The organism is Coraliomargarita algicola, from assembly GCF_033878955.1.
In the GTDB taxonomy this organism is placed as follows: Bacteria; Verrucomicrobiota; Verrucomicrobiia; order Opitutales; family Coraliomargaritaceae; genus Thalassobacterium; species Thalassobacterium algicola.
Genome location: NZ_CP138858.1, coordinates 2,999,421 through 3,022,559, shown reverse-complemented (window position 1 = coordinate 3,022,559; position 23,139 = coordinate 2,999,421). Strand labels below are relative to the sequence as shown.

At 52.0% G+C, this 23,139-nt stretch carries 19 protein-coding genes; 12 read left to right on the top strand and 7 right to left on the bottom strand.

What is annotated here, in order from left to right:
• The first annotated feature begins 23 nt into the window (after window positions 1–23).
• Window positions 24–1,277 (top strand): DNA polymerase Y family protein, encoded by a 1,254-nt coding sequence (locus SH580_RS12250; RefSeq protein WP_319831149.1) that lies wholly within the window; start codon window positions 24–26, stop codon window positions 1,275–1,277.
• Here the strand turns inward: SH580_RS12250 and SH580_RS12245 are convergent.
• From SH580_RS12245 to SH580_RS12235, 3 genes are all read right to left on the bottom strand, one after another.
• Complete coding sequence (locus SH580_RS12245; RefSeq protein WP_319831148.1) at window positions 1,270–1,608, bottom strand: type II toxin-antitoxin system PemK/MazF family toxin; 339 nt, start codon at window positions 1,606–1,608, stop codon at window positions 1,270–1,272. The two genes, SH580_RS12250 and SH580_RS12245, sit on opposite strands and share 8 nt — an antisense overlap.
• The gene (locus SH580_RS12240; RefSeq protein ID WP_319831147.1) at window positions 1,599–1,835 is read right to left on the bottom strand and encodes a ribbon-helix-helix protein, CopG family; all 237 of its coding nucleotides are present in this window, start codon (window positions 1,833–1,835) and stop codon (window positions 1,599–1,601) included. The genes SH580_RS12245 and SH580_RS12240 overlap by 10 nt, the downstream gene beginning before the upstream one ends.
• Before the next feature lie 119 nt (window positions 1,836–1,954).
• A complete protein-coding gene (locus SH580_RS12235) occupies window positions 1,955–3,139 on the bottom strand; it encodes a hypothetical protein (RefSeq protein ID WP_319831146.1) in 1,185 nt (394 codons plus the stop codon).
• A 255-nt stretch (window positions 3,140–3,394) separates the two neighbouring features.
• On the opposite strand from SH580_RS12235, the gene SH580_RS12230 reads away from it, so the two are divergent.
• The 11 genes from SH580_RS12230 to SH580_RS12180 all read left to right on the top strand — a co-directional run bounded on the left by SH580_RS12230 (window position 3,395) and on the right by SH580_RS12180 (window position 14,870).
• Entirely contained in the window at window positions 3,395–5,629 is a 2,235-nt protein-coding gene (locus SH580_RS12230; protein ID WP_319831145.1) for a TonB-dependent receptor plug domain-containing protein, read from the top strand.
• Between the two features lie 162 nt (window positions 5,630–5,791).
• Window positions 5,792–6,364 (top strand): TlpA family protein disulfide reductase, encoded by a 573-nt coding sequence (locus SH580_RS12225; RefSeq protein WP_319831144.1) that lies wholly within the window; start codon window positions 5,792–5,794, stop codon window positions 6,362–6,364.
• Between the two features lie 153 nt (window positions 6,365–6,517).
• Window positions 6,518–7,279 (top strand): DUF3450 family protein, encoded by a 762-nt coding sequence (locus tag SH580_RS12220; protein ID WP_319831143.1) that lies wholly within the window; start codon window positions 6,518–6,520, stop codon window positions 7,277–7,279.
• 20 nt (window positions 7,280–7,299) lie between these two features.
• A complete protein-coding gene (locus SH580_RS12215) occupies window positions 7,300–8,706 on the top strand; it encodes a MotA/TolQ/ExbB proton channel family protein (protein ID WP_319831142.1) in 1,407 nt (468 codons plus the stop codon).
• Between the two features lie 8 nt (window positions 8,707–8,714).
• Entirely contained in the window at window positions 8,715–9,299 is a 585-nt protein-coding gene (locus SH580_RS12210; protein ID WP_319831141.1) for a MotA/TolQ/ExbB proton channel family protein, read from the top strand.
• Between the two features lie 46 nt (window positions 9,300–9,345).
• Window positions 9,346–9,744, top strand: a complete 399-nt coding sequence (locus tag SH580_RS12205; RefSeq protein WP_319831140.1) for an ExbD/TolR family protein — start codon at window positions 9,346–9,348, stop codon at window positions 9,742–9,744.
• Window positions 9,745–9,800: 56 nt separating this feature from the next.
• Entirely contained in the window at window positions 9,801–10,457 is a 657-nt protein-coding gene (locus SH580_RS12200) for an energy transducer TonB (RefSeq protein WP_319831139.1), read from the top strand.
• A 58-nt stretch (window positions 10,458–10,515) separates the two neighbouring features.
• Window positions 10,516–11,865: a tetratricopeptide repeat protein gene (locus tag SH580_RS12195; protein ID WP_319831138.1), complete on the top strand. Its 1,350-nt coding sequence runs from the start codon at window positions 10,516–10,518 to the stop codon at window positions 11,863–11,865.
• 144 nt (window positions 11,866–12,009) lie between these two features.
• Complete coding sequence (locus SH580_RS12190; protein WP_319831137.1) at window positions 12,010–12,774, top strand: hypothetical protein; 765 nt, start codon at window positions 12,010–12,012, stop codon at window positions 12,772–12,774.
• Between the two features lie 700 nt (window positions 12,775–13,474).
• On the top strand, window positions 13,475–14,098 hold the full coding sequence (locus SH580_RS12185; protein WP_319831136.1) for a hypothetical protein: 624 nt from the start codon (window positions 13,475–13,477) through the stop codon (window positions 14,096–14,098).
• Between the two features lie 19 nt (window positions 14,099–14,117).
• Window positions 14,118–14,870 carry a hypothetical protein gene (locus SH580_RS12180; protein ID WP_319831135.1) on the top strand — a complete coding sequence of 251 codons (753 nt, stop codon included), beginning with the start codon at window positions 14,118–14,120 and terminating at the stop codon, window positions 14,868–14,870.
• A 702-nt stretch (window positions 14,871–15,572) separates the two neighbouring features.
• Here SH580_RS12180 and SH580_RS12175 read toward each other — a convergent pair.
• The 4 genes from SH580_RS12175 to SH580_RS12160 all read right to left on the bottom strand — a co-directional run bounded on the left by SH580_RS12175 (window position 15,573) and on the right by SH580_RS12160 (window position 23,041).
• Window positions 15,573–16,262: a PEP-CTERM sorting domain-containing protein gene (locus SH580_RS12175; protein ID WP_319831134.1), complete on the bottom strand. Its 690-nt coding sequence runs from the start codon at window positions 16,260–16,262 to the stop codon at window positions 15,573–15,575.
• Between the two features lie 79 nt (window positions 16,263–16,341).
• On the bottom strand, window positions 16,342–18,039 hold the full coding sequence (locus SH580_RS12170; protein ID WP_319831133.1) for a beta-helix domain-containing protein: 1,698 nt from the start codon (window positions 18,037–18,039) through the stop codon (window positions 16,342–16,344).
• Between the two features lie 118 nt (window positions 18,040–18,157).
• On the bottom strand, window positions 18,158–21,559 hold the full coding sequence (locus SH580_RS12165) for a TonB-dependent receptor domain-containing protein (protein WP_319831132.1): 3,402 nt from the start codon (window positions 21,557–21,559) through the stop codon (window positions 18,158–18,160).
• Window positions 21,560–21,853: 294 nt separating this feature from the next.
• Entirely contained in the window at window positions 21,854–23,041 is a 1,188-nt protein-coding gene (locus SH580_RS12160; RefSeq protein ID WP_319831131.1) for a porin, read from the bottom strand.
• Window positions 23,042–23,139: the final 98 nt, after the last annotated feature.

Sequence of the window (23,139 nt, the reverse complement as noted above, 5' to 3'; positions counted from 1 at the left end):
CTCCATAGTTTCATTCCGAAGCAATGGGACTCCGCTATTTATTCATCGATTTCGACAGTTTTTTTGCTTCGGTGGAGCAGCAGTTTCAGCCAGAGCTACGCGGCAAGCCCGTGGGCGTGGTGCCTTCGCTCAACGTGGCGACGACCTGCTGCATCGCGGCCAGCTATGAGGCCAAAGCCTTCGGCGTGAAAACCGGCACGGGAGTGCGCGAGGCGCGTGCGCTGTGTCCGGACATCGTCTTCGTCGAGGCGGGGCACTCAAACTACATTCAGGTGCACGAACAAATCAAGCAGCTCATCCATCAAATCATCTACGTCGACGCGGTGCTCTCGATCGACGAGATGTATGGCCGTCTACCGCCACATTGGCAGCCGTTGGCAGTGGCGCGGGGCAAAGCCATGGAGATCAAGACCGCGCTCGCCGCCGAAATCGGCCCACACATCCGCGCCTCAATCGGACTGGCACCGAACCGCTTTCTAGCCAAGCTGGCCAGCAAGCTGGAAAAGCCCGACGGGCTGACCACCTTGGACTTCGACGAGATCCCGGAAAAGCTGTATCGCTTCGAGCTGAGCGACATCACCGGGATCGGGCGGCGTATCGAGCGGCGGCTCCACACCGCCCGCATCATGGACATGCAGGCCCTGTGCGCAGCCAGTCGGCGTAAGCTGCACCGCATCTGGGGCGGAATCGAAGGCGACCGCATGTGGTATGCGCTGCGCGGTGTGGAAGTGCCCACGGTGGAGACACAGCGCAGCAGCATCGGGCATTCGCACGTGTTACCGCCGAAGCTGCGCAGCTTTCACGGGGCCCATGCCACGCTGCACCGCATGCTACAAAAGGCCTGCCTGCGACTGCGGGCGATGGACTACTTTACCGGGCAGCTAGAGCTCGGCGTGAAGTTCGGCTTTGAATTCAGCTGGGGCGCGGAAACGCACTGCTTCCCCACGCAGGACAGTGTGGTGCTGGGCAAACTACTCAACCAGCTATGGGCACAGCACCCTGACGACCTACCCGAGCCGACCAAAGTCAGCGTGACGCTCACACGCCTCGAGCCGCTGGCCGCGCACACGCCCTCGCTCTTCGCAGAGGACAACCATCCGCGCCGCATGCAGCTACAACACGCCATGGACAAAGTAAACAAACACTTCGGCGGCCGCACCCTCTACTACGCCGACGCCATGGAAGCGCAAAAGTCCAGCGAAGCCGCCCCCATGCGTATCGCCTTTAACCACATCCCCGACCTGGAACTGGAGCGCGGCCAATGCTCTTTCAGCTAGCGGGCAAATCTAAAAAGCCCACTAAGGCACTCTCGACCCGCGCAAGCACCGCCGGACTAACATGCCCGATTCGTTGCCCGAGGCGATCGCGTCGGAGCGCGCTCAGCTTATCGACCATAATTTGGGAAGGTAACTTCAGGCCGTTGCCCTTACCCGGGCTGAGAGAAATTCGAAATAATGGCGCGTCGATACAATGTGAAGTAATCGGTAGCACCACGACTGAAGCATGGGTGCGATTATATAAGTTGGACTGCAGCACCAACGCTGGGCGCGGCTTACCATAATCGCCCGCGATCACACAAGTGACCACATCGCCACGCTTTACATCCATTGCTCAAAATCCGCATCATCACCCCAATCTTCAGACGGAGGCTGCGAAGCTAAAATCGATTGTCGGCGCGCCTCTGCTTCCAAGTCCGGCGCCCCCTCTTCTAAATACTTTTCCAGGGCTCGACTAATCACCCAATTCTTGCCGCGACGCTCAGCCTGCGCACGCTGCTCAAGCGCCCGCCGTAAACGTGGACTTAGCCGTATGCTGGTAGTCACTGATTCAGACATGAGAATTACAGTAACTGCAATAGCTTGTATTGCAAGAATCAAGCATGATCACAATTCACAAAAAAAGCGCCTCCCCGAGAGGAGAAGCGCTTTTCGATTATAATGTATTAAAAACGAGGCTACTCGCTGGGCGCAAGCACTTCAGGCAGTGGGCGATCTGTGACGGGGGCACTGACCTGTTCAACTTGCTCTGCAGTCACCGCCTCCGCATCGACACGCGCTTGCACGACCGGCTTGATAAAAGTCGGCAGGAAGAGTGCCAGCATCACGGCCACCGCAGAGCCGAGGAAGGCCTTACCCGCATCACGGAAGATCATGTTCGAGACCTTTTTCTTCTTACGCAGCTTCAGGCGTAGGGCGATCCCCACCTCACGACCGGCCAGCAGACCGAGAAAGACCCAGGTGGTGCTCATCGGCATCTGCTCCGGCCATGGCACATCCATATCCATCGCCGCAAAGAGCTTAGGAATGTAGTCGACCTTAAAGAAGAGTAACACCATCCCGTAGAGTAGATCGATAAAAGTCGCCGAGCGCACATCGATGGTATTGGTCTTAGTGGTGACCACGCGCTGAATCGCCCCGCCTTTTTCACGGAAAAGATAGCCCTGCAAGAGCACCATGCCCCCAAGCGCAAAAATCAAGCCTACCAGCGAGAGCTCACGCGGCAAATAAACAAAAATATTGGCCAAATCCTGGATCAGCCACATCGACCAAAGAAAGCCAGTCGAGCCCCATTGAAAGATCATCCAAAACGGGTGTAACTCATTGTGCGGCCCCTCGCCATCTCGCTCCGCGGCTACCTTGCGCTCCATCAAGTAAATGACCAACCAATACAGAGCCAGCCCCAAAGCAAAGGCAATCGCATAGCCCACTAAGGACTTCTGCATCATTGAGTTAAACAGGTCGACCGCATCCTTCGGCGTCTTCCCCTGCTGCGCCGCGACCAGCCCCTTAAAGCCAGTCAGAACCAAGAGCGAAGTGCTCACCGGGATCCCCATCCGCGTCAGAATTACCAAACAAAGCGGCGGAATCACAAAGAGCCAGGTGATCGCTCCCCCGAAGGCCTCCGGGTGGGCGATATTCTTGCCCGCAGCCGCAAGCCGCCCAAATGCAGGATCCCCACCATTCACTATCCAGCCCCAACTCACAGTCACCACCATGATTCCGGAAATCCAGATCCACAGCGTCCACCAGGGGCGCTTGCTATTAGAGGACAAAAATGTCCCCAGAGTTTGGATCGAGTCATTTGCAACGATCGCGTACGCAGCGAGGGCAAAGCCCAGAATCATGAATATATCAGACATAAGAAAATAGTAAGACTCAGTCTGCACAGGATTTCGCCGTAAAATCCAGCCGATTATGGCAACAATTCCGTCAAATAAACACGACGCTACAAAATTAAATGGCTTAAGATTCCACACTCTAATTACACCGACGCGCACCGCTTAAGTCAGGCCCGTCGCCGGCATTGGCATCCTCTAAATTCTCCTGTCCTAACTTAATTTTTGAACCAACTAAGTTATTGACAATAGCCAAACCATTAATTTTGAGTCATCAAAATGAACAAAGATGCCAATCAAACAAATCTGTATTCTCGAGCTTTTTCGAGCCGAGCGATGCAGCTCTCCAGCCTAATGCTCGCCTCTTCGGCAGCATTCACAAGCTACGGGCAAGAAAGCCTCCAAGACGGCGACGGTGAAGTCTACGAACTTCAAGACTTCACCGTCGTATCGACCGGCACCCGCACGGAGCGGCTACTCATCGACGTGCCGATCAAAACGGAAGTGCTCGGCAGCGACATCTTTGAGTCCGCCGCGATCACAGAGCTCGGCCAGGCACTGGAGTTGCTCAATGGCGCCCGCACCGAGGCGAACTGCCAAAACTGCGGCACCGCCGAGATCCAACTGCTCGGCCTGCCGGGCAACTACAACCAGATCCTGGTCGACGGCTTGCCGCTCTTCACCGGCGTGGCCGCGGTGTATGGCATCGACCAAGTACCGACGATCGCCATCGACCGCATGGAAATCGTCAAAGGCGGCGGCTCCGCGCTCTACGGCCCCGGCGCAGTGGCGGGGGTGGTCAACTTGATTCCGGAGGAGCCCTACGAAAGTCACACCCACATCGACAGCACCTTTCGCAGCACCGACGGCGAGAGCCCGATCTATCAGAGCCAGTTTGCCAGCTACTACGTCAACGAAGACGGCTCTTTCAAGGCCTCGCTCTACGGCCTCTACTCCGACCAAAACGAGTATGACCGCGACGGCGATGGCTTCACCGAAATGGTGGAACGCGAAAATCGCGTCATCGGCACCAACCTATGGTGGACGCCCACCGATCGCACCCGCCTGCGCGGCAACTACCAATACATCGGCGAAGAGCGCCGTGGGGGCGACAGCCTCGGCAAGCCGGAGAAATTTGCCCAAGTCGCCGAAGCACTCGACACCGATTACCACTGGGCGACGCTGGCCTGGGATCAGCAACTGGCCGACGACTGGAGCATGACGCTCTCCGCTGCCATGGTCGACTTCCAGCGCGACAGCTACTACGGCGGCACCGGCGGCGAAATCATCGATCCCGCCAGCGACGTCATTGACTACAACAACCAAACCGTCAACGGCGGCGGCAATGCCGAAACGGAAGCCTTCTTCGGCAATCCCACCGACGGCACCGGCGGGGGCGCCTACAATAGCTTCGGCCAGACCGACACACGCTCCTACATCTTCGACGCCAAGTTTCAATACGATGCCGGGCAAGTCGGCGAAACCGGCGAGCACCGCTTCGTATTCGGCTTTCAATATGAGACCGAAGCGATCAAAGACGACCAGCTAAACGCTGAAGGCGACTTCCTCGCCATGCTGCACGACGACAGCTTCAGTAACCTCGGCTTCTTCCTGCAAGACGAGTGGCAGATCAACGACCGACTCGAAATTGTGCCCGGCATCCGCATCGACAAGGCCAACACACTCGACAACTGGGTATTCTCCCCACGCATCGCCGCTCGCTACACCGCCAGCGACACGGTCACCCTGCGCTCCAATCTCAGCAGCGGCTTCCTCGCCCCTCGCGTCTTTGACGAAGACATCCATATCGAAAACATCGGCGGCACGCCGCGCGACATCGTGAATGCCGACGACCTCAAAGAAGAGCGCTCCTACACCTTCGCGCTCGGCCTCGACTACAGCCCCGCCGCCTTTCAGGGCCGACTCAAGACCTCGGTGCAAGCTTACTACACCATCCTGAAAGACTCCTTCGACCTCGACGAGAGCACACTGCGCATCGAAGGCGGACGTGAGAAGATCGACCGCGTCAACACCGACGGCTCCACCATATTCGGCATCGAGCTCGACGCCGCCTACCAGTTTAACAACAATTGGTCAGCCAATGCCGGGCTCGCCTTCAGCCAAGCGCGCTACGATGAAGAAGACGCCGACCGCGGCACCGACCACTACAATAAAACGCCCGACTGGACCGGACTAGTGCAGCTCAACTACGACAACGACGACCTCTTCGACGCCTACCTCGCGCTCAAGTGGACCGGCGAGATGTATGTCGACCGCCTCGATTCTGTTACAGAGCCCGGCGTAGAAAAAAGCCCACAGTTCTTCGTCGTCGATCTCGGCATCAGCAAGAAGTTCGAGTTCGATAGCTACGACCTCACCCTACGCGCCGGCATCAACAACGTGCTCGACGCCTATCAAGACGACCAAGAGTCCGGCTTTGAGCGCGATCCCGGCTACGTCTACGGCCCGCGCACACCGCGCACCTTCATCCTAGGCGCCCGCATCGACTTCTAGCGCAACATTCAGAGGCCTACTGAGATATTAACGGATGATTTTTCGTTTAAATGTAGCGGACTCGCGAAGCGATTTCGAGTTGCGGCAGCCCGACACCTGTCGGTCGAAACGGCTTCGCCGATCCGCTACACCCACAGAGATTTCATCAGCTTTTTTCTCAAGATGGCCCTAAAACGCATGCCCATCGCTACAACCATTCGTGCCATAAGCTCCCTCTGGGGCGGTGCCTTACTCCTCATAACGAGTTTAAGTGCCGTTCCAGTAGGGACAAGGCTCGACAACCCAGGCGACCGACGCCGCATCGTTCAAGCCCAGGGCTACCGCTTGCTCCAGTCCGAACTACGCCCCGAGGTGGAGCTCGTGATTTTCTTTTATTCCGCCTCTTGGTGCGCGCCCTGTCAACAAGCCGCCAAAGCGCTGCGCGCCGTATACCCCGACATCATCACAGCCGAGCCGCGAATAGAGGTGCTCACCTACTCCGTCGATTTCAGCGCCGACGCGCGAGCCGACTATCTACGCGCGGCAAACTATCCATGGCCCGCCATCGCACCCGAGCTGATTGGCAAATCTCCATGGCCCGACAGCATCGCCGGCGGCACGCCACAATTTCAAGCCTTTGCCATTTCCGAGCAAGGCTGGCAAGCGATCACCACTCCCGGTGATGCACCCACTGTCTTTAAAGCAGCATTTACGTTTTTAGCCATAGACAATACGGACACAATCGCAGCTTCCTAAAAGCAATAATCGATCTTCACATGTTACTGAAAATTCCTTTCAATACCAGCAGATCACCCGGCTGTAACAAAACCGCCACATTCCCGACACCCAAGCTTAACGATAGAGCCCTTTCTTTTAAAAATGCTTTCTGCTATCGAATCTCGCTCATCTATGAAAACACCACTTTTACAAATCCTGGCATTGGGCTGCGCCCTCGCACCATTTAGCCTGTCCGCACAAAACAAAGTTACAGAAACGCGCGACACCTTGGATAAATGGGTCGAGACCCGTCAAATCATATCCGAAGAGAAAGCTAACTGGAAAATCGAACAATCCATTCTTGGTGATACGATTCAACTTTTGAGCAATGAACTAGAGCGACTCGAAAAATCACTTGCAGACTTGGAAGCGTCCGCCACCGCCGCCGATGAAGATCGTAGCCAACTGGCTGCCGAGAAAGAAGAGCTGAGCGCAGCGGCAGACGTCGTAGAGGAACACATCGGTGCACTCGAGACACAACTCAAACGCATCATCCGCTCACTACCGGAACCACTCATCCATAAGATCAAGCCACTGATCCGCCGACTCCCCGACGATCCTAGCGACACCAAACTCTCGCTAGGCGAACGTGTGCAAAACATCGTCGGCATTCTCAGCCAAGCCGACAAATTCAACACCACGCTCACCGAAACCAGTGAGTCCCGCGAAATCGCCGGCGGCAAAGTTGTCGAAGTACGCACACTCTACTGGGGCCTCGCCATGGCTTACTACGTGGATGCCTCTGGCGAATATGCCGGCATCGGCTACCCTGGCGCGGACGGCTGGGAATGGCCGCAAATCGAAGGCAAGGGACTCGAAATCAAACGCCTGATCGACGTCTATGAAGGCGCTGAAGACATCCAATTCGTCGAAGTTCCCGCACGCATCAACTAAAGCTCAAATTTTGCCAAACCATGCAAACCACTGCTAAATCTATCTTTGCTGCGATCTCATTGTTCGCGCTTCCCTTCGGCCTCGCTCAAGCGCAGTCCTTTAACTCCGCCAGCGACCAAGCCAGCAGCGACCTCAAAGCCGCGCTCGCACAACTCGCCGAAACGCGCACCGAGATCGCCACCAAGAAAATCCCTCTCATCCGCGAAGTCACTTCGCTGGAAGACGAGGTGAAGCAAAAGGCCGACGAGCTCAACCGCCTACGTCGCCTACGTGACAACAGCGACCTCGGGCTCAACCGCCTGCGCGAACAAGTAAAAGCCATGAACGCGCAGAATGAATACTCTGCGGGCCTACTGGACGAATTCGTGCGCTCCTTCGAAACTCGCATCGACTACAGCGAAGTGCAGCTCTACTCCGCAGCCGCAGAAGAAGCCCGCCTCGCACTCGACGATCCTGACATGTCGCAAGCGGACCGCTTCAATAAGCAAATTGAAGTCATCGGAGTCGCACTCGACCGTCTAGAGCAACTCGTGGGTGGCTACACATTCCCAGGCAAAGCACTCTCCCCCACCGGGGAAATCGAAGAAGGCACTTTCGCAGCCTACGGCCCTTCCGTTTACTTCGCCTCCAAGCAATCCAGCTTAGCAGGCACCACCTTTAGCAAACTCAACGCCGCCGAAGCCGCGATCGCAGTGCCCGGCGAAGCCTTCAGCGCAGGCATCCGTGCTTTCATTGAATCCGGCGAAGGCACCATCCCAGCCGATGCCACTCTCGGTAAAGCTCTCAAAATCGTCGAAGGTAACGACTCGATCCTCGAACACCTGGAAAAGGGTGGCAGTGTCGGTGTCGTCATCATCAGCCTCGGAGCCATCTGCCTCATACTCGGCGCCTTCAAAGCGGTCGAAGTGACCGCATTCAAAACACCCTCCCCGGAAGACGTACAAAAGATCATCGGCCAAATTGAAAACGGCGACCTGGCAAATGCCCGCAGTACCGCCGCCAACATTCCTGGCCAAGGTGGAGCCCTGCTCGTCAAAGGCGTCGAACACGCCGACGAAAAGCGCGGCACACTGGAAGAAATTCTTTACGAAAAAATCCTGGCCGTGCGCCCAGCCCTCGAACGCTTCTTGCCCTTCATCGCACTCACGGCAGCCGCCGCCCCCTTACTCGGTCTGTTGGGCACCGTGACAGGTATGATCAAAACATTCAACTTGATCACCATCTTCGGAACTGGTGATGCCAAAAGCCTCTCTTCGGGTATTTCCGAAGCCCTGGTCACCACCGAGCTCGGCCTCGTCGTCGCGATTCCGGCCCTAATCATCCACGGCTTACTCTCACGCATGGCACGCCAGAAAATTGGCGACATGGAGCAGACAGCGGTCGGTTTCATCAATGGCGTACTCGGTGCCCGTAACAAAGATAAATAACTACTAAGATGCTAGAAAAAATCATAGACATTTGGTTCAGCGGCGGATGGGTCATGATCCCACTCGCACTACTCGCCGTCTTGATTTATTCAAACGGCATCCAGCTCCTACTTTTCTTGAGGAAAGGTAACATTCAGCTCGGCCATGAAAGCGAATGGATGACTTGGATCTATAATCCTGCACAAGCCGAAGGCCGTGCAGGTGAGATCATACGCTATACTCAAGAAAACGTAACCGCCGCCAAACATGTGCGTAATCGCTTCGAAGAAGTGCGCCAAACCATGCTGCACAATATCGAGCGCCGTCTCATCTTTTTGAATACACTCGTCGCCGCGGCCCCACTCATGGGGCTGCTCGGCACCGTGATCGGCATGCTCGGCACCTTTGCCGCTATCTCCAGCGGAGGCGGCGCAGAAACCGCAGGTATGGTCGCGGCCGGCATCTCCGAAGCACTCATCACCACTCAAACAGGGCTCTTCATCGCACTACCGGGCATCTTCCTAACCTTAATCATTCGTCGCCGTAAGCACGCCGTCGAAGCCGCCCTCGCCCGCATCGAATCACTCAGCCTCACCAAGCTACAACTTGATTAGTCCAAGACTTCCAACTTCAAGTTTATAACTTCCAACTTCTTTTAAAATGCGCAGAAACTTAGCATCCGACGACCGCGACGACGTAGAGATCAATCTCTCGCCGATGATCGACATGGTCTTCATCCTACTGATCTTCTTTATCGTCACAACCGTGTTCGTGGAAGAAACTGGCGTCGAGGTCAACAAACCCGAAGCCGCCGCTGCCGTGCAACTGGAAAAAAACAGCATCCTGATCGCAGTGACCTCTGATAACAAAGTGATCTACGGCGGTCGCGACATCGGCATCAGTGGCGTCTCCCCCATCGTCAAGCGACTCACACTCCAGGAAGACATTCCCGTCATCATTCAAGCCGACGAAGGAGCCAGCCACGGCGTCTTCGCTCGAGTCTATGGCGAAGCCAAACTAGCCGGAGCCAAATCTATTAACTTTTCCACCAAGCGCTAAGTCCGTGGCCTGTCCGCTTTCGGAAGACCATTTTAGCAACACGCAGTTTCGCACCAATGGCTAAAATTTACAACCCACCACAACATCGCAAAAGCATGACAGCCTTCGGTGCCTTGCTCGGCATCGGAATCAGTGGGGCCCTTTTTCTAGCGATTCCTCTCACGCAGATCTTTACCACGTATGAAAAATCTCCGGATGAGATCGAAGCCCTCGACATAGCGACTCCACCACCGCCTCCACCACCGGAAGACCCGCCCCCGCCTCCAGAGCCAGAGCAGGAAGAGCCTCCCCCCGAGCTCGAGACACCACCTCCCCCCATTTCACTCGAACAACTTGAAATGGCACTCGACCCCGGCACCGGAGGTGCCATGAACGGCGACTTCGCACTACCCACTTTCGATGTTAAAAGCAGCGATCTAGGTGGTCTGGAAATCTTTGAACTAGGCGATGTCGATTCCCCCCCACAGCCACGTACCAAAATCGAATTCAGCTATCCCGCAGCCGCAAAACGCAAGGGCATCACTGGCGTGGTCAAGGTCGAATACGTTGTCAACGAGAACGGACACGTCGAAAAGATCAACATCGTCGACTCTCCTAACAAGATCCTATCCAAAGCCACCGAAGAAGTGCTGCAACGCGCACGCTTCGAACCCGCACAAAAATCCGGCCGCGCCGTAAAAGTCCGAATGCGCGCCGCCATCCCATACCGCTGAGACCGTTCACTCGTTTTCAGTTCTCCAGTTATCAGTTTAAAATTCGCAATCCTTTTCCATGAACAAGATCACCGCACTTCTCTTCTCCGCAGGCATCACAGCCAGCTCGCTCACAGCCCAATCCACTCCAAATCACCAACTCTGGAGCGACCCAAGTTTTCAAAAAGAATTCCTAGGCAGCTATGGCTTCCTTGCTGGTGCGGAGCCACAAATTTCCGACGAAGAAAAGGAAGCACTACGCAACCTAATCGACCTCATAAAAGCCAGCCCCAAAGCAGCGATTCAAGCCTTAGAACCACAGATCACCCAAAGCAGTAGCGCCGCCTTCGACTTCATCCTTGGCAACCTTTACTTTCAAGATGGCAACCTCTCCAAGGCCGAACAATACTACGGCAACGCCATCGTCAAGCATCCCGACTTCCGCCGTGCCTACAAAAACCTGGGCTTAGTGCAGGTGCAACAGGGTGACTTCGACAAAGCGATCAAAACCATTTCCAAAGCACTCGAACTCGGCGAAGTCGACGGTCGTTCGTATGGACTACTTGGATACGGCTACCTCACACAAGAACGCTACTACCCTGCCGAAGCGGCCTACCGCCAAGCCATCCTGATGCAACCCGAGGTCACCGACTGGAAGGTGGGGCTCGCACGCTGCCTACTGGAAACAGAACGCTACGCCGACGCCATCGCACTCTTTGATACACTCTTACTCGACGAGCCAAACAACGCCGACTATTGGATGCTACAAGGCAACGCATACCTGGGCAAAGGAGAGCCACTTGCAGCCGCCAAAAACCTGGAGATCGTTCGTCGCATGGGGGCTGCCGACTTGAGCACACTCACATTGCTTGGCGATATATACATGAACAACAATTCGCCCGATCTGGCGCTGGAAGCCTATCTAGCCGCCACCGAACTTGCGAATGCCAGCGACAGTAAAGCACTGCTCCGCGCCGCCGAATTACTCACCCGCAGCGGTAACTTCGACCAATCCAAGAGTATCATTGCTAAGATCCGAGAAAAACTGGATCTGCCCGAATCAGACGAACTCACGCTCCTCACACTTGAAGCCAAGATCGCACGCGCCGAGGGTGACGACGAGGCGGCCGTTAAACTACTCTCGCAAATCGTCGAACGCGATTCACTCAATGGCGATGCACTCATCGAACTAGCAAATTTCTACGCAGACCAAGGCGACATGGCCAAAGCCATCAACCGCTACGAACAAGCCGAAAAGATCGAAGCCTTCGAACGCGAAGCACTGGTGGCACACGCACAAGCACGCGTCCGCAATGGCGATTACAAAGAAGCTCTACCTTTACTGCGCCGCGCGCTCAAGCTCAAGTCTGACAGCAATCTCGAAGACTATGCACAACGCGTCGAAAAAGCCGCTCGCAGCCAAGGCTAAATCCTTGGTCAGACGCCAAGCTGTCACTCAATCGACACCCGTTATCATCCCTCCCGTCACGGCACCGTCACGGGACACCTAAGCTTCACTAAAGTCACCTCCATGTTCATTGCCCGCAAACGCTAGCTAAGCTATGGTGATGCAGTGAAACCAAAACTTAAATTCGCCCTACTGCTCATTCTATTCGCTCTAGGAAATATTACCACAGCCACAGAATCGCCTGCGTTGAATAATATCCTACAAAAGCACCTGGAAGCCACAGGAGGGCCGGACAACTGGGATCTCGTCGAAAGCATTCGACTCAGTGGTAGCATTGAGCGCCAAGGCAAGACGGTAGATCTCGTCATAGTCAAAAAGCGTCCCAATCAAATTCGAGCCACCATCACCATCCCCGGACCGAATAACGAAATGTACCAAATGATTCTTGCGCATGATGGCCACAATGGATGGACCGCGACGAGACTCGCAGGAGCCACTGAAATGCTCCGCAAGCCCCTCGACGATGCAGCTGCCTCAGACTTACTTGCCGACTCCGGAGTCCTACCGCCACTGATCAAATTGTGGCATAATGGTGCTAGGATACATTTAGCAGGTACAGAGAATTTCGAAGGACAAAATGCATTCGTAATGGAAATCGAACAAAGCGAAAGACAGCATACACATCGTTTCTTTGTATCCAGAGACAGCTATCACTTACTCGCGCATCACATTCAAACACCTACAGACATAACAGAAACTTCATTCTATAATTACACAGAGCGTCAAGGCGTCTACCTCCCGACTCGCACTACGATTACCGCGAAAAGCACAGGAACATCCATCATGGATGTGAAATCAATCGAGATCGGTGTAGGCATCTATAAGGAATATTTCAATGCCGGTGATCCGCTACAAACTGCCAACAACTAAACTCTTGAATAGAGCGCTGCGGGATGAGTCAGTAGAATAGAGAAGCGCAGGCACACAACATCCATGAAGGCCAGATTGATTAATCATGCATTGAAGCACCTCTCACCGCGGACTCACATAGTGTGCCTTTCACTCAGCTCGCTATGCGCCAGTCCGACGGACGCCAGCGTAAACATAAACGAAGGCGTGCCGATTGAAATCCGAGGGATCATGGCCTACCAGGGCCAGTACCAATTTTCAGTCTACAATGAACAGACCCGCGCACGCTCATGGGTCGCCACTATAATCAATATGTACGGCAAAAGGACAACATCATGATCCAGCGGCTCTGGCGCGCTGTTAAGTATGACTACATCTATATCCGTGACTAGGAGACGATGCCAGAGCTAGACTGAAGAATAGAAGACGCCACGAGAGAAACTTCTACCCAACGCTGCAAACTGTCCAAGGTTCGGATCATCACATTATACATAGCAGTGGCCATTAATACTATACAAATGCGCGAAGCATGTAACCTTATTGTCACTCAAAAAGTCTCGCACTGCGGGAGCGTTCCGTATGCTCATCTGCCAGCATGACTATGCAGAATTTTCATACCAAAGAGATCGACAATACGCTGAGTCTTAAAAGATGTGCGCTCGCTCTCCTACTTGCATTCGTAATTCCGCAGCTCTCCATGGGTATAGATTCAAAAAACAATATGCCTCGAGCTACAGCCGTAAACTTCTCCATCCCAGTCGAATTTCGAGGTTATTACATAATCAATGGAACTTCTTACTTCAGTCTGCGTGACATGGAGATGGGCGGTTCCTGGTGGGCTCAAATTGGACAGGTACGCTCCGGCTTTAAAGTGGAGGCATTTAACCCGACTAAAAAAGAATTAGTCATTTCATGGAATCAGCAAGCACACACATTATTACTCAAGGAATTCGAAAATAGCAGACATTTTATCGCGCTCGAAAGCATGCAAATAAGTCCACTTAACCAGAAGGTTTACGAGATGAGCGAGCGATTAATCCAAAGTACTCTGAGTCAAGAAACCGGACGACTCGTTAAAGATAACCGCAAGGTCGAACAACTCAGACGCTTCCTCGCTCAGAACCCTTCACTCTCGGAGCTCAATGATTTCTTACCAGAAATGGGAGATGCGATCAACTACGATGAATTTTTTAAAATCGAATTTCCTCCAATCATGACTGGTCGCAATAAACAGAATACGCCTCGCTGGGGCATCGACAAATCGGTCGATTTGAAAGAGATAGAATCCATGATCGCGAGCGGCGCCTCGACAGAAGACATGAATCGGCTGCTCACCGAAAAATAACTAACAATTTTAAATTCACATGAAAGCATACACTAAATTTTCATTTCATCTAGTCGCATCCTGCCTCTCCCTAGTCGGAGCTTCAGCCGAATCACTGGATGCGACAGGCTCTTATGAATATGTTTACGCTCAGGACAAATTATGGCCATCACATGTGGAACTAGAGCAGGATCTATACTCCGATGAAGGTAAACGTCTACTTCGAGCTGGCTTGCCATTGGTTTTAATCCGCGCCTACGAGGATGGTATGCTAGCTATCGTGGATCGAGCAGGCACTTTTCTGATCGCAGCAGAGGGCACGAATTTTTCTAGTCTTGTGGCGACTCACCAAGCCGAGTCGGAAAAAGCTGGAAACTTCAGCAACTTTTTGAACCAGATCGGCCGCCGAGTGTTCGACTTTGATTACGACGAGAATAAGGCTGTCCCAGAGGCTGAATTGAGCCGCTTTGAAGCTTTCCTCATTTGCCGAACAAGCGCCGATGAGGAAACTCTAATGACCCTGCTTTATAAACTGGAAGAACATAAGGAAACACTAGAAGCAAAGAACATTGAGCCTATTCTGGTTTTCGAAGAATTCATGAAAAATCAGGAGTTTTATGATTTCGTGACAACAACAAGAATACCTCACCCAGTTGTTGTACCCATTTTTCAGAAGGGCTTCCTCCAAGCAGTCTATACAGAGAGGGAAGCCGGACATGATTTCCTCCTACTCGCTAAGAGTGGAAAGCGATTGGGCGCTTCTTCGACGCTGGACGAAGCCTTAGCCAAATAAGCGAAAATCCTCCCCCCACGATACGATTGAATTGCTTTGGGCGATGGTGTCATGATGCAATTCGCAAAATCAAAGTAGTTTTGAGCGCTGTGGCGGCGGTGGATCTGCGGCAAAAGTTAAATGCCTAGAATTTATGAATAATCATCTCATTTAGGTTATACCCTCTAAATTACTTTTAACGCTACGTAGATTAGATCAAGTGTAACAATCAAAAAACTTTCAGCGGAACGCCAGGGTAGCCATTTGAACGCAAGCTACTACTGCGCCGAAAGAAAATGGACAGGCGTGAGATCGTGCGACTGACAATACTGGCCGTTACGCTATGCTCAAAGCTCTACGGCACTGACCAAGTTTACAGTTGCACTAGCTTGCACACAAAAAGCAAGTAGAAGGAAGACAAAGAATCGACGAACTGCTCATGCAGGCATCTACGCTGGATCAAGATCAGATCAAAGAGCATGACGCCGCCGAGTAAGCAGTGCGACCGAGTAAACTCGGGATGTAAAATTTGCTCTTCATAGGACATCCCGACGCCAGACAACGTCCTGCCATCATCTACGCGATCCTGTAAAACTATAAAAACTACGGGATCGGGCCACAGGCAGACACCGAGCTTATTAATCGCTGAGCTGATGCAATAAGCATCAAAAAAGGCGCGGGCTATGCCCGCGCCTTTGTAAAAAGACTCAAATTTACGCTGGACTACTTACGTGCCCGACGACGGGTAGCAGCCACCCCCATCGCGATAGCGCCAAAAATGGCAGCAAAGGCCGAAGGCTCAGGAACTGCAGTTCCAGTGAATTGGAAGTTATCCAAAACAACATTTTCATTACCGCTAAAGTTCGAGAACTGAATGGTGAAGGTTGCGTTGGAATTACCTTCCAACGCCGACAAGTCGACATTGTAGGCCGTTCCTGTGCCACTCAAGTCAATCGACCCGGAGAGATCGCCACCGAAGTTAAGTGTAGTCAATCCATCGAAGTTCTGCACCCCAGCTGCGAAATCAAGATTCGCACCTGACAAGCCAGAGAAATCTAAACCAGTGAAGGTAAGAATCGCGTTCGTGTCTGGATTTGCCACAACACGGAAGCCAGTTCCATCACCGAGCTGGGTAAGACCGGAATTGTCAGCAAATATATCGGCGGAATTCACATCATTCCAATGGGCACTGTAGAACCCCGAAGTATCTTCAGTGACATTGGCCCACTGAAATAAACCGGAACCCGCGTAATCGGCGGCTAATTCTGTTTCGGCTGCGAAGTCATCATTGACGTCAAGCGATGTGAATCCACTGGGGGACGTAAAATCCCAAGCAGCTACGAATTGCAGCTGTGCCTGCGCGAAGGAAGCAATTCCTGCAAGCGCAGCTAATGTTAGTATTGTTTTTTTCATATTAATTTCTATTTATGTTTTATTTCTTGCAGACAAAGGAAGCGCTGGGATCTCCAGCGCCTCCTGCTGCCAAAGTCGGCTAGTTAATGCTGTTGCCGTCTGGACGATCAACGAGAACGCCACGTGCATTCAGTGCAGTCCAGCCAGTTGTCCAGAGCGTGGTGCCTGTGGATGGATCAAACGCACCCTTGTAGTTCGGCGTTGCATCGAAGAATGTCGAGGTGACTGGAACACCGAAGGAACCGCCGCCGCCATTGTTGGCACGTGCTTGAGCATCGGTTGGAGTTGGATTCACACCGACTGTAGAGAGGCCAGAGCCATCTGCAGTCGTATCACGACGGTTGAGGCTACGGAAGGCGGGGTCCTTGATGAAGTTTGCAGTAGTTGTGCCGAAGGTGGAGCTGAAGATGCTATCGAGCGCAGTTTCAACGAAGCCACCGGAAGCAGACTTACCATAGCTGGCAGCAGTCAAACCTTTGTTCGGATCGAAGAAAGTGTTGCCACTGAAGATGATTTCACCGCCTAAGAAACGGCCTTCACCATCGGATTCGAATTCGATCGCATCGCTGCCACCAAAGCCATAGAAGATGGAATTATGATATTCACCACCCCAATTGTCGCGAAGACGGAAAGCCTCAGTCGATTTGTTTGGGTTACCGATGTAGGTAGCGTTGTAAACAACCATATAAGTTTTCGGAATGGAAAACGAAGTGCTGAAAGTAGCGTCGTTACCGTCGCCAGTTTCACCATCGTGCTCGGCGCCCTTGTCACCGTTCTCGGTGTCAGCATTCATAAGCGCGAACCAAAATTGGCCGAGGCCAGTGAAACCTTCATCAACGTCGAAGGCATCGTCATTGTTGAAGATAGAGGTCAAGTACTTCGTGTTGACTGTTCCACCAAACCACTCGAAGCCATCGTCCGCGTTGCAGTAAACATCGACGTGGTCGATCTGCGTGCCGAAGCCAACACCCCCCATGGTGAGACCGTTGATTTCATTACCAGAACCGATAACTTCACCACCGTGACGAATCGACACGTAGGAGAACACACCAGAGTTGTCGTTTGGATTAAAACCTCCGTAACCGGAGAGTGCTTCATCCTCAGGAAGACCTTCGATGAACTGTCGGTTGAGACCGCCAGCTGCAGTCACGTCAGAATTGATCGGAGCTTCACCAAGGATAATAACCCCCCCCCAAAGTTGACGATATTCAAGGCCGACCGTATCGCCGCTACCATCGACAAAAGTCTGGATCGGGTCAAACTCACCGCTACCTGTATAGAGCGCTGCTGGTAGTGGGCTGGTTGCAGGATTAGCATCCAAAAACGGGCCGTTCTGTAGAACACCACCAGTGACGACTGTTTGATCGGCAACCACACGATTCGAATCGTCGTCGGCGTTATCAGGTGTGCCATTGTCATCCTCGAAAAAATCGTAACCATCCGCGATACCATCAAGGTTAGAATCGACAGCAGCAGTGGTAAAAATAATTGGATTGGTGGATGTTCCTTGAGCATTGATGCGACCTGAAGTGGTAATAACCAGCGCACCTGGGTCAAAAGTAAAGTTGCCACTTGAGGGCTCACCACGAATGATAGTGCCTTCGCCGATGGTCAATGTGGCTCCGTCGCGAACATAAATGATGTCAGTGAGGATATATTCATTCGATGAGGTCCATGTGGTGTCCGATGTAATGTCGGCAGTCACTTGAACGATGGCCGCCTGAGAAGAGGCCGCAGCCAAACTCGCAAGCAAAGTTGAGGAGATAAGTTTTTTCATGTTTGTTATTTTGTGATTTTTTAACTTTAGGAACATTCGAGCTTTCGAATGAGCCCAGAATTTATACTATTAATGTCAAAGAGAGACGCCTTTCTCGTTACGATTCTGTGACAAGAATCTAGAAGTCATAAGCGACGGAGAATGAGAACGAGCGGCCGACCGTATCGACTGATTTCCGGGGCTGATCCTGCCCAAACTCATCGGGGTTTTCCATATTGCTGATATTTCCTGAACTGTAATCCGGAGCACGATTACGGAAATAGGTTTCATAACCTTCATCCAGAAGGTTTTTGATCGAAAAATTAAGAGTCAGCCCATTTTCGAATGCGTGACTAACGATTAAATCCAATCGTTCTGTCGGACCACGAAAAGCATCATAATCTTGCTCGGAGCCGATCGCTTCCAAGATTTCGGATTTTTTGTTATAAGCAAGTGTGACACGCGTGCCGTAATCCGGGTGCTCATAGGTCAGATTAAAATTCAGAATTCGATCAGGTTGCTCAGCGAGCTGACGCTCGTCATCAAGCTGAGCCTCGTCCGTATTGACGTTAAGCCCCAACAAAGCTTTTTCTGCGTCGGAAACTCCGACCATCGCAGAAGTAAACGACATGTTCCCGCCAAAAGTGAAAAATTCGGCATAGGGAATCGGCACAAAACCTAAATTTTTACTGAATTCAAATTCGATTCCTTCGGCCACCGCACCTTCAGGGTTATTAAATGGAATCTCATCGAGGTTACGATCAGTAGGACGCAAAAATTCGATGGGATTCTCAATCTCCTTACGGAAAAGACTGACTCCGATCATATCATCGGCATGGAACAAAGCCTCTCCAAAGGGGAGTGAAAATTCGAACTGCTCAGGATAAAGCTCGACGCGAAAATCGTAATTATCGGCAGTCGAAGATTGTAAAAATGGATTGCCTCCGAGCTGGTCACCAGTGCCTACATCAACGAAAATATCCGGGGTGATTTCACGAAAAGATGGGCGATTCAAGGTCTCGTAGTAGCCCAGCTTTAATTGCATACCTTTAGTTGGTGTCAAAGTGAGGTTAGCACTTGGCAAGTAAACTCGATCTTCGAGGTCTCGAGCAATGCTGTCGCCGAGAATAAAACGTTGCCCGTCCTCAACGTTGAGAACGTCAGCCTCGGCAGCACGGACGTAGAATGAACTGTCTGCACTAGGATTTGAGGCAATTTCCGCTCGAGCGGCATCATATTGGCGAAAGACATTCGCCAAAGAATTCGAGCTATCCAAAATCGTCCTACTATCGACCGAAAGAATAGAGTCTTCGAAGCGATACCCGAAGTTAAGCTTTATCCATTCTGCAGGCTCTAGATCAGTAGACAAGTAAAGCGCGTCTATATCGCGAATCGCCGCCGAAGTACCACGAATCGAACGGCTACCGTTACGCAAATTTGCATTAGTGATTCCAGTACCTGCTTCAGTAGTACCAGTCGGGTCAGCATCGCCGCGCCCCTCTAGAAATGTCTGAATCTCTGAGGTACGTTCTGCGCGCCTCGCCATCCCCCCGAAAGCGACTCTGACCGTATCCATCGGATTGAGCGCAAAATCAAGGCGACCAGTATCTTCATCTTCCTGCACATATCGCCAAGAATTTGAAGAGAGCGATAAATTGTCGCCGCTGTTGACGTTGTAAGCCGGATTATCCCGACTGACCGACTCTGGAATATCCCCATCCGGATAGTCTGAGTAACGGTGAACAACGAAAGTATCTCGAAAATCAGGTTCATCCTGGCTTGTGCGTGCACGCTGAAGCCCCCAAGTCATCTCTGGTTCCAAGTCGATGGTTGGCAGTTTATGCTCACCACCAATTTGCCCTAAAGCAAGAGAACGCTCAACATAGTATAATTGTTCACGTAAAAGAAATAGGTCTGACTCTTCTGAGATCTGCTCGTCAGGATTGCTACCGTTAAAATTTCGGGAAACCACAGTATCCGCCGTTCGACTGAGGAAAAAGTTACCAAAGAAACGATGGTCTTCGTTAAGCTCATAGGAAGCTCCAACGAGGGCACCCAACTTGACGCTTTCTTCGTATTCCTCGTGGTCGTAAGTTGTTTCATCCCCAAATGGAATGGATCTGTTCTCAAAAGTATCGACAGTGCCGCCCCCCAAGAAAGGCGGTAAAGTTATTGTCACAGGAACAAACCGGTCAGCACCATTAAAATTGTAACCTTGTACATTCTGCGCATCGAGAATCGCGGAGGTCTCTCGCTTATGATAGCCTGCGAAAACGAGACCTAGCTTTCCCCCATTAGCAAATTCGAATGTATTTCCCGTAGAAAGCGAAAAGGAGACATTAGGCTGTGCGTCCCGCTCCTTGGACCCCAGTTGCTCTGACCCTTGAAAATTCGGATCAGAGCTACCAAGTGGCTCGTCAAATGGCGCCTGCTTTAAGCCTCCAGCAGCATCCGTAAGCAGATAACTATCAGGACGATCAAAAGTCCGAAAATCTTTAATAGATCCACTATGAAACCCAGTACCAATAGAACCCTTTAAAAAGAACTCTTCAGGCAATTGTTTGGTAATCAGATTGAAATTTGCCGCAGTTGACTCACCAGAAAGGTCTGCTGACGCCGTTTTGCTGACGATGATTGATTCAAGTAAGGAAGAAGGAAAAATATCAAATTGAGGAGACTTCCGGAACGGGTCAGGACTTGGCACTGGCATACCATTCATTGTGGTTACAGTATATCGATCATTCAGGCCACGCACTGAAGGAAACTTACCATCATTAACGGAAACACCTGATATCCGGGTCACAGCTGAAGCCACATCGCTCGCCGCAAACTTAGAAAAGTCTTCACTGCTAAACACATCTAGCGCACGGCTACTGTCAAATTTAAGCTCCAGCTTCATCATCAAGTTGTTCGCCTCTTCAGCCGTCACAGTGAAATCCTGCAACTCATAGACATCATCCGACATCTCCGCAGGTCGTGGAGGCAAGGCGAAGGGGAACACACTCACCTCACCACCAGTGATCGTAAAATCCGTCACGTTCGCCTCAATGTATCCACCCTTAATAAGACTGAGCGTATACTGCCCCGCCGCAACAGGTCCGAGCGAGTAGCGGCCATCCTCCGCAGTGACTGTGGCGATATCCTCACCTTCCACCAAGATAGCCACACCTGAGAGTGGCTCCCCGGATTCCTTGTCTACGATCTGGCCGGAAACCAAGCCCTGATCAGCCGCAAGTGTACCTTCATACTCGCTCGCGGTGGCTGAAGCTTCAACAACAGACTGTACCAGGAACTCATCTGCTGCGACCTTCGGCGCCTCTTCGGGCGCTTCGCTCGTAGCAATCGACATGCCCTTAGCATCACTTGGCGCATCCCCTCCTTGCAACTCACGCTCACGCAATTGGCGTTCAGCCTTCTTCATTTCCTCGACCTGATCCTTGTATTGATCAGGCACTACGATCTTAATCGCTAAAGCTGACTGCGCGGCCAGCAGTGAAGCAAAGAGCACGCGCACGGCACTAGTGTAAATTTTGTTATTCATTGATTCTTGTGGAAAAAAGGTAGAGTTGCCGCAGAGCAAAAGTGTCCACGGACTGGAAATCACGATCCCTTTTGCGCGCCCCCTAAGCCCTCTCAACAGTAAATAACGCCCTCCTTACAATTATCACAGTGCTGTAACTTTTGTGACCTTTTAGGCGCAAACCCGTAACCCATTAGAAACATACCAAGACACAGGCTAGTCTCAATGATATGCGCAAGATCCAGATGCCAAAAAAAAGCCCGGAACACGCAATGCGCGTCCCGGGCTCAAAACAAACGAGTGAATTAACAGAGATTACCAGAGTAATTGGACACGTGCGCGAAAGCCATCAACTTCGACTTCAGTGCCTGCCTCATCCTCGGCATCGGCGATCTCGTACCCCGCCATGAATGTTACAGCTTTACTGTAATAATAGTTAGCGCCGAAATAGACAGAATCAATTTCGTTGCCTGCATTCGCACTGGTAGCAAGCGCATCAGGACCCGATGAGGCACGACGTATCAACTCATCTACATCGATATCAAAATCATCGGCTTCAAGATGAGAGTAACGAAGCACTGGCTCGAACTTACCAATCTTATACGACGCACGTAATGCATAGCCGTCGACATCTCCAAAATCGCCTAAGTCACCATGGAAGTATTCTCCCAACAGATCCAGACCTTCGAACTTATAGTTCACATAGCCCGTATACGCGACCACATCGTTGCCGCCGACCTTATCGTCGCTGTTCGAATTAGCACCCGCATCCACACCGACGGTGAGTCCATCGGCCTCCCACTGCAGTCGACCGAAGTAGGCGAGCGCGTTGTCAGACTCGGAATCTCCCCAGAGTTTCGTGCCTTCACCTTGCGCACCATTTACCAGCGAGACCGCATAGCTAAAGCCTGCTCCCAGATCGCCTTGCGCATGAATACCTGTGTGACGCGCAGAGAAATCAATTTGATCTGCGAAAAAACGATTCGCGGCTGAGCGCTCGATGGTTGGCAATTTTGAGGACGACGAAGTTTCTTCGAACCCGAAAGGCACCTTCTGAAAGCCAAACTGTGCATTCAACTTATCATCAAATTTGTAACCGAAAGATGCTTTATCGAATGAGAAGTCTTCACCTGCGACGTCGAAGACGGATTCCGCATAAAAGCCGTTGTCCAAGTTTGCCTTTACACCAAAGAACAAGCGACGGAAGTAAAAATGATTCGTAGTTGGCGTATCCGCACCATTGACACTGCCGGCGAGTGAATCGTATTGCCCCTGTAAGCGGCCGTTAAAGCGAAGCTTCACCGTTTCCTTACCTTTAGCCGAAATTGAAAATCCCTGATCCTGCTCCTCAAGTTCGGCAGCCACCGACGTGGCTTCATCTTGAGTCAGAACACCTTTTTGAACCAAAAGTTCCAGCAAGGCATCATTAGATGCTGCAAAGCTAGCGGAACCAAGTAAGGCCGCCGAAATCGCAGTCAATTGTGTGAATGTATATAGTTTCATTGTTAGTGTTTGTAAAATGCGCCATCGCGGCAACGTCACAAAAATACCCCCGTATTGTTACAGTTCTAAGCCATTAAAGTTACAGGAGTGTTAATTTC

What these genes read in the sequence shown, in the direction of transcription:
- SH580_RS12250 (WP_319831149.1), top strand. Translation starts at nt 24, where the DNA reads ATGGGACTCCGCTATTTATTCATCGATTTCGACAGTTTTTTTGCTTCG.
- SH580_RS12245 (WP_319831148.1), bottom strand. Translation starts at nt 1,608, where the DNA reads ATGGATGTAAAGCGTGGCGATGTGGTCACTTGTGTGATCGCGGGCGAT.
- SH580_RS12240 (WP_319831147.1), bottom strand. Translation starts at nt 1,835, where the DNA reads ATGTCTGAATCAGTGACTACCAGCATACGGCTAAGTCCACGTTTACGG.
- SH580_RS12235 (WP_319831146.1), bottom strand. Translation starts at nt 3,139, where the DNA reads ATGTCTGATATATTCATGATTCTGGGCTTTGCCCTCGCTGCGTACGCG.
- SH580_RS12230 (WP_319831145.1), top strand. Translation starts at nt 3,395, where the DNA reads ATGAACAAAGATGCCAATCAAACAAATCTGTATTCTCGAGCTTTTTCG.
- SH580_RS12225 (WP_319831144.1), top strand. Translation starts at nt 5,792, where the DNA reads ATGGCCCTAAAACGCATGCCCATCGCTACAACCATTCGTGCCATAAGC.
- SH580_RS12220 (WP_319831143.1), top strand. Translation starts at nt 6,518, where the DNA reads ATGAAAACACCACTTTTACAAATCCTGGCATTGGGCTGCGCCCTCGCA.
- SH580_RS12215 (WP_319831142.1), top strand. Translation starts at nt 7,300, where the DNA reads ATGCAAACCACTGCTAAATCTATCTTTGCTGCGATCTCATTGTTCGCG.
- SH580_RS12210 (WP_319831141.1), top strand. Translation starts at nt 8,715, where the DNA reads ATGCTAGAAAAAATCATAGACATTTGGTTCAGCGGCGGATGGGTCATG.
- SH580_RS12205 (WP_319831140.1), top strand. Translation starts at nt 9,346, where the DNA reads ATGCGCAGAAACTTAGCATCCGACGACCGCGACGACGTAGAGATCAAT.
- SH580_RS12200 (WP_319831139.1), top strand. Translation starts at nt 9,801, where the DNA reads ATGGCTAAAATTTACAACCCACCACAACATCGCAAAAGCATGACAGCC.
- SH580_RS12195 (WP_319831138.1), top strand. Translation starts at nt 10,516, where the DNA reads ATGAACAAGATCACCGCACTTCTCTTCTCCGCAGGCATCACAGCCAGC.
- SH580_RS12185 (WP_319831136.1), top strand. Translation starts at nt 13,475, where the DNA reads ATGCCTCGAGCTACAGCCGTAAACTTCTCCATCCCAGTCGAATTTCGA.
- SH580_RS12180 (WP_319831135.1), top strand. Translation starts at nt 14,118, where the DNA reads ATGAAAGCATACACTAAATTTTCATTTCATCTAGTCGCATCCTGCCTC.
- SH580_RS12175 (WP_319831134.1), bottom strand. Translation starts at nt 16,262, where the DNA reads ATGAAAAAAACAATACTAACATTAGCTGCGCTTGCAGGAATTGCTTCC.
- SH580_RS12170 (WP_319831133.1), bottom strand. Translation starts at nt 18,039, where the DNA reads ATGAAAAAACTTATCTCCTCAACTTTGCTTGCGAGTTTGGCTGCGGCC.
- SH580_RS12165 (WP_319831132.1), bottom strand. Translation starts at nt 21,559, where the DNA reads ATGAATAACAAAATTTACACTAGTGCCGTGCGCGTGCTCTTTGCTTCA.
- SH580_RS12160 (WP_319831131.1), bottom strand. Translation starts at nt 23,041, where the DNA reads ATGAAACTATATACATTCACACAATTGACTGCGATTTCGGCGGCCTTA.